General features: G+C 71.6%; 12 protein-coding genes and 2 pseudogenes. 8 read left to right on the top strand and 6 right to left on the bottom strand.

Going from position 1 to position 17,156, the window contains the following annotated elements:
- The first annotated feature begins 155 nt into the window (after nt 1–155).
- Nucleotides 156–3,449 (top strand): S8 family serine peptidase, encoded by a 3,294-nt coding sequence (locus M2157_RS31195; protein WP_280866851.1) that lies wholly within the window; start codon nt 156–158, stop codon nt 3,447–3,449.
- Nucleotides 3,450–3,509: 60 nt separating this feature from the next.
- Here M2157_RS31195 and M2157_RS31190 read toward each other — a convergent pair whose 3' ends face one another.
- The gene (locus M2157_RS31190; protein ID WP_280857653.1) at nt 3,510–4,205 is read right to left on the bottom strand and encodes a hypothetical protein; all 696 of its coding nucleotides are present in this window, start codon (nt 4,203–4,205) and stop codon (nt 3,510–3,512) included.
- 1 nt (nt 4,206) lies between these two features.
- A pseudogene (locus M2157_RS31185) lies at nt 4,207–4,729 on the bottom strand (sigma-70 family RNA polymerase sigma factor).
- A gap of 206 nt (nt 4,730–4,935) precedes the next feature.
- Between M2157_RS31185 and M2157_RS31180 the strand changes: the two are divergent.
- A complete protein-coding gene (locus tag M2157_RS31180; RefSeq protein ID WP_266523508.1) occupies nt 4,936–5,952 on the top strand; it encodes an aspartate-semialdehyde dehydrogenase in 1,017 nt (338 codons plus the stop codon).
- Here M2157_RS31180 and M2157_RS31175 read toward each other — a convergent pair.
- Complete coding sequence (locus M2157_RS31175) at nt 5,949–6,428, bottom strand: DUF1203 domain-containing protein (RefSeq protein ID WP_280857654.1); 480 nt, start codon at nt 6,426–6,428, stop codon at nt 5,949–5,951. The two genes, M2157_RS31180 and M2157_RS31175, sit on opposite strands and share 4 nt — an antisense overlap.
- 142 nt (nt 6,429–6,570) lie before the next feature.
- Between M2157_RS31175 and pepN the strand changes: the two genes are divergently transcribed.
- Nucleotides 6,571–9,147, top strand: a complete 2,577-nt coding sequence (gene pepN / locus M2157_RS31170; protein WP_280866850.1) for an aminopeptidase N — start codon at nt 6,571–6,573, stop codon at nt 9,145–9,147.
- Between the two features lie 450 nt (nt 9,148–9,597).
- Here the strand turns inward: pepN and M2157_RS31165 are convergent, their stop codons facing one another.
- Nucleotides 9,598–10,845: a M14 family zinc carboxypeptidase gene (locus M2157_RS31165; protein ID WP_280866849.1), complete on the bottom strand. Its 1,248-nt coding sequence runs from the start codon at nt 10,843–10,845 to the stop codon at nt 9,598–9,600.
- 315 nt (nt 10,846–11,160) lie between these two features.
- Here M2157_RS31165 and M2157_RS31160 point away from each other — a divergent pair, with 315 nt between their 5' ends.
- Together M2157_RS31160 and M2157_RS31155 are read left to right on the top strand one after the other, a co-directional pair.
- Nucleotides 11,161–12,456 carry a ThiF family adenylyltransferase gene (locus M2157_RS31160; RefSeq protein ID WP_280866848.1) on the top strand — a complete coding sequence of 432 codons (1,296 nt, stop codon included), beginning with the start codon at nt 11,161–11,163 and terminating at the stop codon, nt 12,454–12,456.
- Nucleotides 12,453–13,619, top strand: coding sequence for a hypothetical protein (locus tag M2157_RS31155; protein ID WP_280866847.1), 1,167 nt, complete (start codon nt 12,453–12,455; stop codon nt 13,617–13,619). Before M2157_RS31160 ends, M2157_RS31155 begins: the two co-directional genes overlap by 4 nt.
- On the opposite strand, the pseudogene M2157_RS31150 reads toward M2157_RS31155, so the two are convergent.
- Both M2157_RS31150 and M2157_RS31145 read right to left on the bottom strand, forming a co-directional pair.
- Nucleotides 13,609–13,803 (bottom strand): annotated as a pseudogene (locus tag M2157_RS31150) (SDR family oxidoreductase); the annotation flags it as partial. The gene M2157_RS31155 and the pseudogene M2157_RS31150 overlap by 11 nt on opposite strands.
- Before the next feature lie 231 nt (nt 13,804–14,034).
- Nucleotides 14,035–15,084 (bottom strand): EamA family transporter, encoded by a 1,050-nt coding sequence (locus M2157_RS31145; RefSeq protein WP_280866846.1) that lies wholly within the window; start codon nt 15,082–15,084, stop codon nt 14,035–14,037.
- Between the two features lie 104 nt (nt 15,085–15,188).
- Here M2157_RS31145 and M2157_RS31140 point away from each other — a divergent pair, with 104 nt between their 5' ends.
- The 3 genes from M2157_RS31140 to M2157_RS31130 all read left to right on the top strand — a co-directional run bounded on the left by M2157_RS31140 (nt 15,189) and on the right by M2157_RS31130 (nt 17,155).
- Complete coding sequence (locus M2157_RS31140; protein WP_280857660.1) at nt 15,189–15,698, top strand: MarR family transcriptional regulator; 510 nt, start codon at nt 15,189–15,191, stop codon at nt 15,696–15,698.
- A gap of 70 nt (nt 15,699–15,768) precedes the next feature.
- Nucleotides 15,769–16,398, top strand: coding sequence for a hypothetical protein (locus M2157_RS31135; protein ID WP_280866845.1), 630 nt, complete (start codon nt 15,769–15,771; stop codon nt 16,396–16,398).
- A gap of 58 nt (nt 16,399–16,456) precedes the next feature.
- Nucleotides 16,457–17,155: a hypothetical protein gene (locus M2157_RS31130; protein ID WP_280857662.1), complete on the top strand. Its 699-nt coding sequence runs from the start codon at nt 16,457–16,459 to the stop codon at nt 17,153–17,155.
- The last annotated feature ends 1 nt before the right edge of the window (nt 17,156 follow it).

Raw genomic sequence — 17,156 nt, 5'->3', positions numbered from 1 at the left:
CCATACACCCATATCGATTCGGTCAACTCTCCCTAAACATCCTTCCCATGCGTAAAGCTGTGCGGTCATCCGGGGTCTTCTTCCGGATCACCGTGACCAGGACCGATCGGTCCCGGTCACCAACCCGCTCGTTCCTTTACCTACAAGGGATGCCGATGACCCTCACCCCCCAGCACCCTCCGATATCGGGCGCGAGACGTGTGGCGCGCATAGCGGTGGCCGCCGGTCTGGTCGCCGCGCTCTCCGCGGCGGGGCCGATACCCATGGCCTTCTCCGCCGCCGCGGACGACGCCCCCGCCGCCTCCGACCCGGGCCTGAAGTCCGCCGACGAGAAGCTCGGTTCGGACGACGCCGACGCACTCGCCGAGGCCAAGGCCGACGGCGCCAAGAACATCACGCTGATGGTCGCCACCGCCCCGGGGAAGACCGAGCAGGTCGCCGAGGAGCTGGACGCGGTCAAGGGCGGCCTGGTGGGCCTCACGTACGACAAGCTCGGTTACGTCCGGGCGACCGTTCCCACCGCGAAGGCGGACTCGGCCATCGCCGCCGCCGCGAAGCTCTCCTCCGTGCACGGCATCGACGTCAAGCAGGACATCCCGCTGGACGACCCGACGCCGAGCGCCGACACCGCCAAGGGCGCCGCGAGCAAGGCCACGAAGGCCTACCCGGCGCCGAGCGCGAAGACCCCCGCCGAGAACCCGTACAACCCGTCCTTCGAGACGGGCGCCGTCGACTTCGTGGAGGACCACCCGAAGGCGGACGGCCGCGGTGTCACGATCGGCATCCTGGACTCCGGCGTGGACCTCGGCCACCCGGCGCTGCAGAAGACCACCACCGGTGAGCGGAAGATCGTCGACTGGGTGACCGCGACCGACCCGGTCACCGACGGTGACGCCACCTGGCGGCGCATGACCACCGCGGTCTCCGGCCCGAGCTTCACCTTCGACGGCCGCACCTGGACGGCGCCCGCCGGGTCGTACCAGGTCAACCTGTTCCGCGAGGCCGCGACCACGGGCGGCGACGCCAAGGGCGACGCGAACCGCGACGGGGACACCACCGACACCTGGGGCGTGCTGTACGACAAGGCCGCCGGGACCGTCCGGGTCGACCTGAACAACAACCAGAACTTCGGCGACGACACGCCGATGAAGCCCTACAAGGACGGCTACCAGGTCGGGTACTTCGGCACCGACGACCCGTCGACCGACGTGGCCGAGCGCCAGCCGTTCGTCGTCGAGATCCGCAAGGACGTCGTCTTCGACGCCGCCGGCAACAAGGCCGACTACGTCAACATCGGCGTCATCGAGTCCGAGCACGGCACCCACGTGGCCGGCATCACCGCCGCCAAGGGCCTGTTCGGCGGCCGGATGAACGGCGCGGCCCCGGGCGCGAAGCTCGTCTCCTCCCGTGCCTGCACCTGGACCGGCGGCTGCACCAACGTGGCGCTGACCGAGGGCATGATCGACCTCGTCGTCAACCGCGGCGTCGACATCGTCAACATGTCGATCGGCGGCCTGCCGGCGCTCAACGACGGCAACAACGCGCGCGCCGAGCTCTACACGCGCCTCATCGACACCTACGGCGTCCAGCTGGTGATCTCCGCGGGCAACTCCGGCCCCGGCGCGAACACCATCGGCGACCCGGGCCTGGCCGACAAGGTCATCTCGGTCGGCGCGACCATCTCCAAGGCGACCTGGGCCGCCAACTACGGCTCGGCCGTGGAGAAGAAGTACGCGATGATGCCGTTCTCCTCGCGCGGTCCGCGTGAGGACGGCGGCTTCACGCCGACCCTGTCCGCCCCGGGTGCGGCCATCAACACCACGCAGACCTGGCTGCCGGGCTCCCCGGTCGCCGAGTCGGGCTACACCCTGCCGGCCGGCTACTCGATGCTCCAGGGCACCTCGATGGCCTCCCCGCAGGCCACGGGCGCGTCCGCGCTGCTGCTGAGCGCCGCCAAGCAGAAGCACCTCGCGCTGACGCCCGCCACCCTGCGCACCGCCCTGACCTCGACCGCCGACCACATCAAGGGTGTGCAGGCGTACGAGGAGGGCGCGGGCCTCATCGACATCGTGGACGCCTGGGACGCCATCAAGGACGGCGCCACCGCCCACGACTACACCGTGAAGGCCCCGGTCGACACCGCGATCGACCAGCTCCTGAAGACCCCGGGCTACGGCACCGGTCTCTACGACCGCGAGGGCGGTCTGAAGGCCGGTCAGAAGAAGACGTACGACGTCACCATCACCCGTACGTCCGGCGCGGACAAGGCGATCCCGCACGAGCTGCACTTCGCGAACAACGCCGGTGACACCTTCCGGATCCTCGGCAAGGACGACGTCAGGCTCCCGCTGAACCAGCCGGTGACCGTCAAGGTCCAGGCCCAGCCGAGGTCCGCGGGCCTCAAGAGCGCGATCCTGGAGGTCGACGACCCGAGGACCGAGGGCGTCGATGAGCAGATCCTGACCACGGTCGTCGTCTCGGCGCCGGTGAAGTACACCTACACCGCCTCGAACACCGTGCAGCGCAACAGCACCCAGTCGTACTTCGTGACCGTCCCCGCGGGCGCCAAGTCCCTCGAGGTCGCGATCGGCGGGCTGAAGGACAAGAGCCAGACCCGGTTCATCGCCATCCACCCCTACGGCGTCCCGGTCGACAACACCGGCACCCCGTACTGCTACAACAACTACCTCGACGGCAACGGCTGCAAGCCCGACACGCGTTCGTACGCGGACCCGCAGGCCGGTGTCTGGGAGATCGAGGTCGAGTCGCGCCGCACCTCGCCGCTGCTCGACAACCCGTACAAGCTGGACGTCGCCGTCTACGGCGCGCTCTTCGACCCGGAGACCGTGACCGTCCCCGAGGCCAAGGTCGGCACCCCGGCCACCGCCTCCTGGAAGGTGACCAACACGCTCGCCGCGATCGACGGCAAGCTGGCCGGCGGCCCGCTCGGCTCGTCCAAGACGGCCCGTCCCACCATCGCCGAGGGCGCCACCCAGACCACCACGGTCGAGGTGCCCGCGGGCGCGAAGTCGCTCGACGTCGCCATCGGCAACGTCTCGGACGTCTCCGCCGACCTGGACCTGACGGTCTACGACGCCTCCGGCGCCGTGGTCGGCCAGGCCGCCGACGGGGACTCGGAGGAGGCCGTCTCGGTCGCCTCGCCCGCCGCCGGCACGTACACCATCGAGGTCGCCGGCTACTCGGTCCCGGCCGGCTCCACGGCGTACGACTACCAGGACGTGTTCTTCTCCAGCACCCTGGGCACGGTCACCGTCTCCGACGCGCCGGTGAAGCTCGCCACGGGCGCCTCGACGACCGTCTCCGGCAGCGTCACCGCCCTGGCGGCCGCCCCGGCGGGCCGTGAGTTCTTCGGCCAGGTCAGCCTCGTCAACGCGCGCGGCACGGTCGCGGGTGTGGGCAACGTGAAGATCGAGAAGGTCACGCCGTAACACTTCTCCGTACGGCGGCAAGGGGCGGGCGTCCGACGGGCGCCCGCCCTTTCCCGTGCCCTAGCAGGTGAGCCCGCGCGAGGCCGGGAGCGAGGTGGTGATCCAGGCCCGCTCCCGGGCGATCTCCTGCTCCCCCACGACCCAGTGGTCGGGGCTCGGCGAGCCCTCGGTCACGCCGAACAGGACGCGGGTGCCCTTGGCCAGGGGTTCGGGAAGGTCGTACTCGCTGATCACATAGGTGAGGTTCGCCACTGGGCGGGTCGGCTTGTAGGAGTGGGTGACATGCACGGTGACCTGGAGTTCCCCGGTGGTGGGGAGCTCCTTGACCACGGTGACCTCGCCCTCGGCGACGGTGACGGCACAGGCCAGGTAGGACGGGCTGCCGAAGCGGACGCCGGATTCCGCCTTGGAGGACCCCGAGTCGGCCGAGCTCAGGTTGTCCGCACCGCCGTGCCCGAGGAGCCAGCCGAGGCCCGTGACCACACTCGCGACGGCGGCCACCGCGAGGGTGCCGAAGGCGAAGGTGCGGGCGTGGTGCCGGGCCCGTGAGGGGCGTACGGGAACGGGTTTCGCGGCGGGTGCCGCCTCGGCGAGTGTCCCGCCGATGATCGCGAGCTGCTCCCTCAGCAGGGCGAGGTCGGCCCGGGCCGAGCGGTGCTCGGCGAGGAAGTCCGGGTCGGCGGCGGCGCTCTCGGGCAGTGGCTCGTCGGTGATGGCGGCCATCAAGGCATCGAGACCGTCGTGTTCCGCGGTCATCTCACACCACCTCGTCCTCGTGCAGGCGGGCACGCAGGGCCCGGACCGCCGTGTGCAGGCGGCTCTTGACCGTGCCCTCCGGGACGCCCAGCTCCTGGGCGATCGAGCGCACCGGCAGGTCGGCGAAGAACCGCAGCACGAGGACCTGGCGCTGCTGGTCGGGCAGCTCGTCCAGGCCCTGCGCGACGGCCAGGGAGAGCACGCTGGTGTCCTCCCCGGAGGGGTGCTCGTGCTGGCGCAGGGAGGCCAGCCGCTCCCCCAGCCGCTCCTGGCGCCTCTTGGCGCGGTGCCAGTCCATGGCGAGGTTGGAGGCGACGACCGCGGCCCACGCGGACACGTCCCGTGGCGCCTCGTACCCCTTCGCCGCCCGCTCCAGCAACCGCAGGCGGACCTGCTGCACCCCGTCCGGCAGGTCCGCCTGCGGCACCCCCGCCCAGGGCGAGCACAGCCCGCACCCGGCGTTCCTGCGCCGCGTCCAGGGGATCGTCCCCTTCTTGGACCCGGCGTGCCTTTCTGCGCAGCACAAGCCACCCCCTCACCGCGTTTCCTCTACGACGCCGCAGCGCACGGAAACGTTCGCCGGATCCCGCGGAAAATCGCCGAGAGGTGTACGTCACACCGTCCGGCAGTCCATTCCTCGGGCATGGAGCGCAAAGAATTGGACAGGGGGACCCGGGTCGGCCGCATGATGGAAAAGCCTCGGTCAAGTGTGAAGAGATAGGGAGTCGCCGTGAGGGTCGGAATCGTCGGAGCCACCGGACAGGTCGGCACGGTCATGCGCGGGATCCTCAAGGAGCGCGACTTCCCGGTCACGGAGCTGCGCCTGTTCGCCTCGGCGCGCTCGGCGGGGTCGGTCCTGGACGGCGTGACGGTGGAGGACGCGGCGACGGCCGACTACACCGGCCTGGACATCGTGCTGTTCTCGGCGGGCGGGGCCACGTCCAAGGCTCTGGCCGAGAAGGTCGCCTCGCAGGGCGCGGTAGTGATCGACAACTCCTCGGCCTGGCGCAAGGACCCCGAGGTCCCGCTGGTCGTCTCCGAGGTGAACCCGCACGCGATCGCGGACCGCCCCAAGGGGATCATCGCCAACCCGAACTGCACCACCATGGCCGCCATGCCGGTCCTGAAGGTGCTGGACACGGAGGCGGGCCTGCAGACGCTGATCGCCACCACCTACCAGGCGGTGTCCGGCTCGGGCCTCGCGGGCGTGGCGGAGCTGCACGGCCAGGTGCAGAAGGTCGCCGCCGACGCGGACAAGCTCACCCACGACGGCGGGGCGGTCGACTTCCCCGAGCCGCAGGTCTACAAGCGCCCCATCGCCTTCAACGTCCTGCCCTTCGCGGGCAACCTCGTCGAGGACGGCCTGAACGAGACCGACGAGGAGCAGAAGCTCCGCAACGAGTCCCGCAAGATCCTGGAGCTCCCCGAGCTGAAGGTCTCCGGCACCTGCGTGCGCGTCCCGGTCTTCTCCGGCCACTCCCTCCAGGTCAACGCCCGCTTCGCCCGCCCGATCACCCCGGAGCGCGCGACGGAGCTCCTGGCGGGCGCCCCCGGCGTGACCCTCTCCGACATCCCGACCCCCCTCCAGGCCGCCGGCCAGGACGCCTCCTTCGTCGGCCGCATCCGCCGCGACGAGACGGTCGAGCACGGACTCGCTCTCTTCATCTCCAACGACAACCTCCGCAAGGGCGCCGCGCTGAACGCGGTGCAGATCGCGGAGCTGGTGGCGGCCGAGCTCAAGGGCTAGGCCGAGGGCCTGCGCACCTCGTAGAGGAAACAGCCGTATTCGACGGCCCGGACGTGGACGAGCGCCACGGACGGGTCGTCGAACGCGTTTCGGAAGGCGTCGTCGCCGACGGCCCCGACCAGCCGGCCGCCCAGGATGTGCCCGTCGGCGGAGTAGCGGCGGACGGTCCGGTGCGCGTCGGCGAAGGGGAATCCGTCCCCGGCCGCCGGCCCCGCGCACTCCCCGGCGTGGATGAAGACGGGGCCCTGCTCGTCGTACGCCCCCGGACGCGCGCCGGTCTCGGCCGCCCAGCGGCGCAGGGGGGCGTAGGAGACGAGGGCGATCCGCTCGCCGGGCTCGCTGCGGCGCAGACAGCAGCGCAGCGGCGCCCCGCCCTCGTCGTCGGTGAACGGGGCCGGGGGGCGGCCGGCGTCGTCGGCGGTGCGGAGCTGCTTGAGGACCCGCGGTTCGACGGGGCGTGCGGTGTAGGTCGTCATGGGATCAGGCTGGCGCGGGCGCGCGCGGACGACCGGCGGAATACGGACCTGGTGTTCGGGGTGGGCGGCGGCTCCCGGCGACGCGGGTCACATGGAAGGATGACCGAACCGCCGAACCTAGACATAACGAGGAGATGACCGCGTGCCTGGCACAAACCTGACTCGCGACGAAGCTCGGCAGCGGGCGACGCTGCTCAGCGTCGAGTCCTACGAGATCGATCTCGACCTCTCCGGCGCGCAGGAGGGCGGTACCTACCGGTCCGTGACCACGGTGCGCTTCGACGTCACCGAGAACGGCGCCGAGTCCTTCATCGACCTGGTGGCCCCCACGGTCCACGAGGTGACGCTGAACGGGGACGCCCTCGACCCGGCGGAGGTCTTCGCTGACTCCCGTATCGCCCTGCCGGGCCTGCTGGAGGGACGCAACATCCTGCGGGTCGTCGCCGACGCCGCATACACCAACACCGGTGAGGGCCTGCACCGCTTCGTCGACCCTGTCGACCAGCAGGCCTATCTGTACACCCAGTTCGAGGTGCCGGACGCCCGCCGCGTTTTCGCCTCGTTCGAGCAGCCGGACCTGAAGGCCACCTTCCAGTTCACCGTGAAGGCGCCGAACGGCTGGACCGTCGTCTCCAACTCCCCGACGCCGGAGCCGAAGGACGACGTCTGGGTCTTCGAGCCGACCCCGCGGATCTCGTCGTACATCACGGCCCTGATCGTCGGCCCGTACCACTCCGTGCACAGCGTGTACGAGAAGGACGGCCAGTCCGTCCCGCTGGGCATCTACTGCCGCCCCTCGCTCGCGGAACACCTCGACTCGGACGCCATCTTCGAGGTGACCCGGCAGGGCTTCGAGTGGTTCCAGGAGAAGTTCGACTACGCGTACCCGTTCAAGAAGTACGACCAGCTGTTCGTGCCGGAGTTCAACGCGGGCGCGATGGAGAACGCCGGCGCGGTGACCATCCGCGACCAGTACGTCTTCCGGTCCAAGGTGACGGACGCCGCGTACGAGATGCGCGCCGAGACCATCCTCCACGAGCTGGCCCACATGTGGTTCGGCGACCTGGTCACCATGGAGTGGTGGAACGACCTGTGGCTGAACGAGTCGTTCGCCACCTACACCTCCATCGCCTGCCAGGCGTACGCCCCGGACAGCCGGTGGCCGCACTCCTGGACCACGTTCGCCAACTCCATGAAGACGTGGGCGTACCGCCAGGACCAGCTGCCGTCCACGCACCCGATCATGGCCGAGATCCGCGACCTGGACGACGTGCTGGTCAACTTCGACGGCATCACGTACGCCAAGGGTGCGAGCGTCCTCAAGCAGCTCGTCGCCTACGTCGGCATGGACGAGTTCTTCGGCGGCGTGCAGGCGTACTTCAAGCGCCACGCGTTCGGCAACACCCGCCTGTCCGACCTGCTGGGCGCGCTGGAGGAGACGTCCGGACGCGACCTGGGCAACTGGTCGCAGAAGTGGCTGCAGACGGCCGGCATCAACATCCTGCGCCCGGAGCTCGAGACGGACGCGAACGGCGTCATCACCTCCTTCGCGATCCGCCAGGAGGCCCCGGCGCTGCCCGCGGGCGCGAAGGGTGAGCCGACCCTGCGTCCGCACCGCATCGCGGTCGGCCTTTACGAACTCGACGACGCCAGCGGCAAGCTGGTCCGCGACGAGCGCGTCGAACTGGACGTCGACGGCGAGCTGACGGCCGTACCGCAGCTGGTCGGCAAGCGCCGTCCGGCGGTCGTGCTCCTCAACGACGACGACCTGTCGTACGCCAAGGTCCGCCTCGACGACCAGTCGCTGGCCTTCGTGACCGAGCACCTCGGCGACTTCGAGTCCTCGCTGCCGCGCGCGCTGTGCTGGGCGTCGGCGTGGGACATGACGAGGGACGCGGAGCTCGCGACCCGCGACTACCTCTCGCTGGTCCTCTCCGGTATCGGCAAGGAGTCCGACATCGGTGTCGTGCAGTCGCTGCACCGGCAGGTGAAGCTGGCGATCGAGCTGTACGCCGCCCCCACCGCCCGTGAGGCCCTGCTGACCCGCTGGACCGACGCCACGCTGGCCCATCTGCGGTCCGCGGCGGCGGGCAGCGACCACCAGCTGGCGTGGGCGCGGGCGTTCGCGGCGACGGCCCGTACGCCGGAGCAGCTGGACCTCCTGGAGGGACTGCTCGGCGGATCGGAGGTCGTCGAGGGCCTGGCCGTCGACACCGAGCTGCGCTGGGCGTTCGTCCAGCGGCTGGCCGCCGTGGGCCGCTACGACGAGTCGGAGATCGCCGGCGAGTACGAGCGGGACAAGACGGCGGCGGGCGAGCGCCATGCGGCGACCGCCCGTGCCTCGCGGCCGACCGAGGAGGCGAAGTCGGAGGCCTGGGCACAGGTCGTCGAGTCCGACAAGCTGCCCAACGCCGTCCAGGAGGCCGTCATCGGAGGCTTCGTCCAGACCGATCAGCGTGAGCTGCTCGCGCCGTACACGGACAAGTACTTCGAGGTGGTCAAGGACATCTGGGAGTCCCGCTCGCACGAGATCGCCCAGCAGATCGCGGTCGGCCTCTACCCCTCGCTCCAGGTCTCCCGGGAGACCCTGGACAGGACGGACGCCTGGCTGGCCTCGGCCGAGCCCAACGCGGCCCTGCGGCGGCTCGTCTCCGAGTCCCGCGCGGGCGTGGAGCGAGCGCTGAAGGCCCAGGCCGCGGACGCGCAGGCCGGGCAGTAGGACACGGCGGGAGGCGGGTGACCCCGGTCATCCGCCTCCCGCGCACACCAGCCGGGCGGTGCCCAGCACCGTCCGCAGGCGCGCCCCGGGCCGTCCGCCGCATCGTCCGCAGGCGCGCCCCGGCCGTCCTCAGCTTCCCCCGCACACCAGCCCGGCCGTGGTGAGCATCGGCACACGCGCGCCCCGGCCGTCCTCAGCATCACCCGCAGGGGCGACCCGACCGTCCTCAGCATCGGCACACGCGCAACCTCGCCGTCCTCAGCATCGGCACACGCGCAACCCGACCGTCCGCAGCATCGGCACACGCGCAACCCGGCCGTGCTCAGCTTCCCCCGCACACCAGCCCGGCCGTGTTGAGCATCGGCACACGCGCGCCCCGGCCGTCCTCAGCATCGGCACACGCGCAACCCGACCGTCCGCAGCATCGGCACACGCGCACCCCAGCCGTCCTCAGCTTCCCCCGCACACCAGCCGGGCCGTGTTGAGCATCGTCCGCACGTGCAGCCCGGTCTGCACGGCCACCGGCACCCACCGCAGGTCGTAGGTCTTCTCCAGCTCCCGGCTCCACTCGCGCACCAGGTCGTCGAGGATCTCGGCCGCCCGGGGATCGGTGCGGGCCAGGGCGCGGCTCGCCATCGCGGCCACCCTGAGCGGGATCCGGCGGGCCGAGATGCCCCGGGTCGCGAAGTGGCCGTGGAACCGCCCGGGTGGCTCCGCGGCCCAGCTCGCCACGATCGACGGCGCCACGTCGAGGAGTTCCCGCGCGGCGTCCCGCAGCGGCGCGAGATCCTCCGGTACGGCCGCGTCGAGCCGTGTCCCGAGCACGGCCGCCAGCTCCTGGCTCCGGCCCAGCAGCACCTCGCTCAGCCGCGCGGTCTCGCGGTCCGGGTCCGTGACGGGCCGGGCGTCGCTCACCGAGGGCACGGCCCAGGCGGGGGCCTCGATCAGGGTGGTCAGGGTGCCGTGGCGGCGGGGATGGAACCAGGTGCTCTCGGCGACGAACCCGCTCGGGTCGCGTTCGCCCTCGCCGTGGCCGTCGGGCAGCACCAGGACGCCGGGCGGGTCGAGCCGCCAGTCGGGGCCGTCGACGGGGTGGCGGTCGACGGGGACGCGCAGCCGCGCCGCCGTCTCCCGGAAGGCGTCCGCGGCCCCCGGTACCTCCCGGGTCATCATCACGAAGGCGCCGCCGAACTCGATGCCGTGCAGGGTGAACTGGGCGACCGGCCGCAGCTCGTCGAGGAGCTCGACCAGGGCGGCCGACTCGGGGAGCGGCCTGCCGGGAGGCATGGGCAGGGACTCCGGCTGGAGGGTGAACGCGGGCCGGTAGAAGTACCGATGGCATTCCGTCAGGGACGGCTCCGGCTCCTCCGGCTGCCAGCCGTGCGCGAGGTGCGCCCCGTCGGGGTCGAGGCAGAGCAGGAAGTGCCAGGTGCAGCCGAGGCGTTCGAGCAGGCCGGGCCGGCGGGCGAACAGGGCGGCGAGCCGCAACGCCGAGGCCCCGCCCACCGGTTCGTTGGCGTGGGCGCCGGCGACGGAGAGGATGTGGCGGTCGCCGTGTCCGGCGGACAGCAGCCACAGCGGGCGCCTCGCCCGGCTCTCCCCGACCTGGCCGAGCCGCACCAGGCCGGGGGCGGCGCGGGCCAGCGTGCGGGCCCTTCGCTCCAGTTCGTCGACTGCCGGATAGAGCGAAGTCCGCACGCCGGTCCTCCGAACGCTGGTGGTCCGATCAAGCACCCTGGGAATTACTGTCCCCAGTGGTCTCTTTCTTGTCCAGCGGGCGAATCACGATCTTGACAGGCATGTGAGCTCCTCTCAGCTGCCGCCGTTGCCGCCGCTCTCCCCCGTGGTCTCCTTCTTGTCCAAGGGGCGGATCACGATCACTTCCGGCATCCCAACTCCTCGCTGCTGTACGGGATTTGATCATCCCGAAGCGATCGCCGACCGCTCTTGTCAAGGCTGTGCCGGTGGGGTCAGAGTGTCAAGAAGGTGTACGTGTGAAGGAGAGGGGCCGCGGTGACGGAGGCGGTGACGGTCGAGACGTTCGGGCGGCCCCGGATCAAGCCCGAGCACCGCGCCTACCGCACGGTCGACGGCAACGTCCGCGTCGGCAGCGTGATCCACGGCATCGGCGCGGAGATCGCGGATCCGCAGGGCTGGGTGTGGACGCTCGTCGAGGCGATGGACGGGTCGCGGGCGCCGTCGGAGGTGGTCGCCGAGGTCCTGCGCACCCACCCGGAGCTGTCCGGCGATGACGCCCGCCAGGCGATGGCCGACCTGCTGGCCGCCGGTTTCGTGGACGACGCCCGGGCGTCGGTGCCGGTGCCGCCCCGCGAGGAGGACCGCTACAGCCGTGGCGTCCCCCTCCTGCGCTGGATGGACCTCACCCCCCGCACCGGCCCCTGGGACGCCCAGCTCCGCCTGCGCGAGGCCCGCGTCCTGCTGATCGGGGTCGGCGGCACCGGCGGCCACGCGGCCCAGGCCCTGGTCGCCTCCGGGGTGGGACACGTCCACTGCGTCGACCCGGACACGGTCGAGCTCTCCAACCTCAACCGCCAGCCCCTGTACCGCGAGTCCGACCTCGGCCGGCCGAAGGTGGAGGCGGCGGTGGCGACCCTGCGGGCGCTGAACTCGGACGTGACGGTGACCGGGGAGCGGAGGGAGGTGGCGGGGCCGGAAGACCTGGCGGAGCTGGTGGCCGGATCACGACAGGCGGGACGACCCCCGGGCGGGCCACCACCGGTGAGGGCCGCCGTGGAGCGCCGCAGACCCGGTGGAACCCTCGGAGCCGCCGACCCGCCGGCCGAGACCGCCGACGGGCCCGGGCGAGCGGTCGCCTCGTCGACGCCCGCCTCTGCTCTCCCGCCGTCCCCCTACGACCTCCTCGTCCTCGCCGCCGACCGCCCGGACGCGATCCGGCGGTGGGCCAACCGGGTCTGTCTGGCGGCCGGATTGCCGTGGGTGGACGCCGGTTACCGGGGGCCTCTCGTGACCGCCGGGGTGTACGTGCCCGGGCAGGGGGCCTGCTGGGAGTGTCTGCGGGACGGGGAGATCGCCCGGCGGGATCTGCGGCTCGGGCCGGGACAGGACCCGGAGGTCGCCTCGCCGCGGATGCCGTGGAACCCGGCGAGTGCCGTCACCGCCGGTCTCTCGGGAGCCCTGCTCGCGCATGCCGCCCTCGCCCTGCTGACCGGGGTGCCCGCGATGGAGCCGGGCTTCCGCTTCGGCGTGAACCTCATGCTCCCCGGCGACCCCGTCCACCAGCGCACTCCACGCCACCTGGACTGCCCGGCGTGCGGGGAGCGCGTGTGAACCGGGTGCGGCTGCACGCGCTGGACTCCCGCCCCGACGGCGACGAGTGGATCGTGGGCCGCAGGGCGACCGGCCGTTTCGTCGCCCTGCCCGAGGTGGGCAAACAGGCCCTGGACCTGCTCGGCCAGGGCCTGCCCCCGGCCGAGGTCGGCGAACGGCTCCGCGCCCGCACCGGCCACGACGTCGACGTACCGGACTTCGTGGAGGCCCTGCTCGGGCTCGGTTTCGTGGCGGAGGTCGACGGCCGCGTGATCGACCAGGAGCCGCCGCCGACACCGACCCTGGCATGGATACGGCCCCGTCATGTGCGCTGGTTGCTGAGTCCCGCTGTCCTCGTGGCGGTCGTCCTGTTGATCGCGGTCACCCTGCTCACCCGCCCTCCGGTGCCGCTCGACCACCGGACGCTGCTGTGGAGTTCGCACGGCAGCGCGGTCCTCGCCCTCGGCGCGGCCGTCGGCTGGAGCCTGCTGCTGCTCCACGAGTGCGCCCATCTGCTGACCGCTCGCGCGACCGGCGTGGCGGGGCGGATGCGGCTCGGTACCCGGCTGCAGTTCCTGGTGATGCAGACGGACATCAGCGGGATCGAACTCGCCCCGCGCCGACACCGGTTGACCGCCTACCTCGCCGGCATCGCGACCAATCTGACGGCCGCCTGCCTGGCCGCCCTCGCCGCGGGCGTCACGACCGGCACACCCCGCCGTGTCCTCGCCGCCGTGGCCCTGCTCGCCCTGCTTCCGCTCCCCTTCCAGCTCCTGGTCTTCCTGCGCACGGACCTGTACTTCGTCCTCCAGGACCTCACGCGCTGCCGCGATCTGTTCGGGGACGGGGTGGCGTACACGAAGTACCGGGCCCGGCGCCTGCTGGGGCGCCGGGGCCGCCGTAGCGACGACCGGGACCCCAGCCTCGGACTGCCCGTGCACGAACGGCGGGCCGTACGGGTGTACAGCGTGGTGCTGGTCGTCGGCACCACGCTGTGTCTCGCGTTCTTCGCGGCCGTCACCCTGCCCGCGGACCTCACGCTGTTCGCCCGCGCGGTGGTCGAGGCGGGCACCGGGCGGTCGGTGTGGGACCGGCTGGACGGGATCGCCGTCGTCGTCACGCTCGGCGGGCTGCACGCCCTGTGGCTGCGCACGTGGTGGCGGGGCCGCGGGCTCAGACGCTGACCATCCCGCCGGTGGCGTTGACGAACGTGCCGGTGATGCCGCCCGCGTGGTCGGAGGCGAGGAACACGGCGGTGGCGGCGACCTCGGCGAGGGTGGGGTTGCGGCGGGTCATGCGCATCCCGGCGAGGTGGTCGATGATGCCCTGGACGGCGCTCTCGTCGATGGCCGGGTTGACCGCGGCGAGCTTCTCGACGGTGAACGTCCTCGCGCCCCTGCCACCACGGCACCTGACCCGTCAAGTCTGCCGCAGCGCCGCACACCTCAGGTCTGCCGAAGCCCCTCGACGGTCGCCTCCAGCGAGGCCGAACGACCAGCCGGCAGCGGGCCACACCCCCGACCCGCAGAGCTTCCAGCACCCTCGCATCCCTGCCACCACGGCACCTGACCCGTCAAGTCTGCCGCAGCGCCGCACACCTCAGGTCTGCCGAAGCCCCTCGACGGTCGCCTCCAGCGAGGCCGAACGACCAGCCGGCAGCGGGCCACACCCCCGACCCGCAGCGCTTCCCGCACCCTCACCCCCCTGCCACCGCGGCACCGGACCCGCCAGGTCTGCCTCTCGGCGGTTGCTTTCCGCGGGGCCGAACGACCGGTCGGCAGTGGGCCGCGCCCCCAGCTGGCCCGCCACCGTCGCCCCGAAGGCCAGGGCCATGCCCGCCAACTGCACCGGCGTCAGGCTCTGCCCGAGCGCCGCCCAGCCGACGACCGCGGCGGTCAGCGGGGACAGCGGGCCGAGGAAGGTGACCTGGGTGGCGGTGAGACGGCCGATGCCGCGGAACCAGAGCCAGTACGCCACCGCCGTGTTCGCCAGCGCGAGGTAGAGGTAGCCGCCGACCGCACGGCCGTCGAGGGCGGGCGGGGCTCCCTCGACGAGGAGGGCGAGGGGCGCGATGAGCAGGCCACCGGCGGTGAGCTGCCAGGCGGTGAGGGCTAGCGGGCCCACGCCGTCGGGGCGTCCCCAGCGCTTGGTCAGCACGGTGCCGGCGGACATCGAGGCGGCGGAGATGAACGCCGCCGCCACCCCGACGACGTCCAGGGCACCGGCCGCCTTGAGCACGACCAGGCTGACGCCGAACGCGGCCACGAGCCCGGTGAGCACGCTCCTGGCCGTGGGCCGCTGCCCCAGCAGCACCGCCGACAGCCCGACGACGATCAGCGGTCCGACCGACCCGACCACCGCGGCCATCCCGCCCGGCAGCCGGTACGCCGACAGGAACAGCAACGGGAAGAAGGCCCCGATGTTCAACGCCCCGAGCACGGCCGCCTTGCCCCACCAGACCCCGCGCGGCAGCACCCGGGCGAGGGCGAGCAGCACCAGTCCGGCGGGCAGGGCGCGCATCATTCCGGTGAACAGGGGACGGTCGGCGGGGAGGAACTCGGTGGTGACGGCGTAGGTGGTGCCCCAGGAGACGGGCGCGAGAGCGGTGAGGAGGACGGTGGCGGTGCGGTTCCTGGTCGGTGTACTCACGGTTCCCCCTCATCGCTGACTTGGCAGCAAGTAGCTTACCTCTAAGCTACTTTTCCACAAGCAACTTTCTTGCGGGCGACCGGAAGCCTGCGGATACTCGGCACATGAGTGCACAGCGCAAGGACGCCGTCGACGCGATCATCGACCAGTGGGCGGCCGTGCGGCCCGACCTCGACACCAGGGCCATGGAGGTGTTCGGGCGGATCTACCGCCTCTCCCGCGCCATGGGCGACCGCGCGGAGAAGGCGTACGCCCCCTACGGCATCTCCCGCGGCGAATTCGACGTCCTCGCCACCCTCCGCCGGGCCGGCGAGCCGTACACGCTCTCCCCCCGCCAGCTCTCCTCGACGCTGATGCTCACCACGGGCGGCATGACGGGCCGCCTCGACAAACTGGAACGCGCCGCCCTCCTCCGCCGCTCCCCCGACCCCCACGACCGCCGAGGCCTCCAAGTGACCCTGACGGAGAAGGGATTGACCGTCATCGACGAGGCGGTGGGAGCGGGCCTGGCACCCCAGACGGCGGCCCTGTCCACCCTCGACGACGAACAGGCCGGCCAACTGGCCGATCTGTTGCGTGAGTTGCTGGAAGGGGCCCAGAACTCACCGGAGTGACCAGGCCTCCCGGAGACCCACGACGCCGTAGCAGTTCCGTCCGCCCCCGCCACCACCTCATCATGACGGCGTGCGCATCACACCGGCAGAGGCCGCGATCATCGGTACGTCACTGGGCGCGACGGCCACCCTCAGCGCGGCCTGGATCACCCAGCGGGCGACGTCGAGACGCGAACGGGAACGGCGGCTCTGGGACCGCCGGGTGGCCACGTACGACGACCTCATGAGCACCGTGCACACCTACGCCCAGCTCCGCGCCCACACCCGGCGCAGCTTCGACCTCCCGGAACTGGAAGGCGTGCGCAGCGAGGCCCTGCACTCCGCGGCCGCGTTGGCGGCACGTATCGAGCTCTACAGTTCCGAGCGGCTCCGCGAGGCCTGCGAGAAGTCGTTCGACGGCATGCAGCGGTGGCTGGAGGCCTGGGAGGAGTGGCATGAGCAGGGTGCCGCCGTCCGTCTCCCCAGCCAGGCCGACGGCCTGTGGAAGAAGTTCACCAAACGCGTCGAGGAGGCGGAGGAGGCCGACAGCGAACTCCTCGCGCTGCTGCTGGCCGACATCCACGGCGAACGACCGGGATCCAGACGGTTACCGGCCGGCCGCTTCCTCGGAATCAAACTGAGCGTGACCACATCCGGCTCCTCCGCCTCATGGGAAACAGTCATCGGGAAGAAGGCGTCGCGGAACTCTGACCGCGGTTAACATTCTTCTTTCCGGGTGAGACTTCTGGAACGCGCAGCGGAACAGACGGGGGCCGGACATGGCGCGGGACGAGCATTTGATCGAGTTATATCTCGCGGGCAGGCGCATCGCGTCCGGCCTGCGTATCGCACGGCCCTTCGCGCTGACGACCGCCCACGCGCTCGGGCCGGACGTCCTCACCACGAAGCCGCTCCTGCATCTGCGGGACGGAACACCCGCGCACATCCTCTGGGGCAACACACCGTCGGACCTCGCCCTGCTCAGACTCGAACTGAACGGCACCACGGGCCCGTTGGCGACGACCGCCTTCGGTGAGGCGCACCAGGGCCAGTCCTGGCGGGCGACCGTCTCCGTCGACCCCAAGCCCCTGACGGGCAGCGTCGTCGAACCGGAAGCCGTCTACCACGACAGTCCCCACCTCACGGTGACGGCCCTGCGGCTGCGCTGCGAGCGCGTCCTGCGCGACCCGGCGGCCTACGCCGGCAGCCCGATCGAGGAGACCCGCCAGGACCCGCCGGTCGTCCTCGGTCTGCTGGTGAAACCCCGGGACGCCTCTCCCCGCGAGAGCGACGAGGCTTTCGCCATTTCCGTGACTGAGGCGCTCAGGCTGTTCAACGACGTCACCGGTGGCAAGAAGGCGGAAAAGCGCACCCGGGCCAACCAGGTTCTGCACGACAGGGGATACGGAAGTGTGCGCCCGCGCTGGACGAGGACCGAACCGAACCGGCGTGCCCGGCGTCCGTCAGAAGGAAACTGAT

The sequence above is a fragment of the Streptomyces sp. SAI-127 genome (genome assembly GCF_029894425.1).
Taxonomy (GTDB): Bacteria; Actinomycetota; Actinomycetes; order Streptomycetales; family Streptomycetaceae; genus Streptomyces.
The sequence above is the reverse complement of the archived record's forward strand: the minus strand, read 5'-3'. Positions and strand labels throughout refer to the sequence as shown.

Excerpts from the sequence above, each read along its gene's own strand:
- M2157_RS31195 (WP_280866851.1), top strand. The coding sequence starts at position 156 with ATGACCCTCACCCCCCAGCACCCTCCGATATCGGGCGCGAGACGTGTG.
- M2157_RS31190 (WP_280857653.1), bottom strand. The coding sequence starts at position 4,205 with ATGACCGCGGAACACGACGGTCTCGATGCCTTGATGGCCGCCATCACC.
- M2157_RS31175 (WP_280857654.1), bottom strand. The coding sequence starts at position 6,428 with ATGACGACCTACACCGCACGCCCCGTCGAACCGCGGGTCCTCAAGCAG.
- M2157_RS31140 (WP_280857660.1), top strand. The coding sequence starts at position 15,189 with ATGAGTGCACAGCGCAAGGACGCCGTCGACGCGATCATCGACCAGTGG.
- M2157_RS31130 (WP_280857662.1), top strand. The coding sequence starts at position 16,457 with ATGGCGCGGGACGAGCATTTGATCGAGTTATATCTCGCGGGCAGGCGC.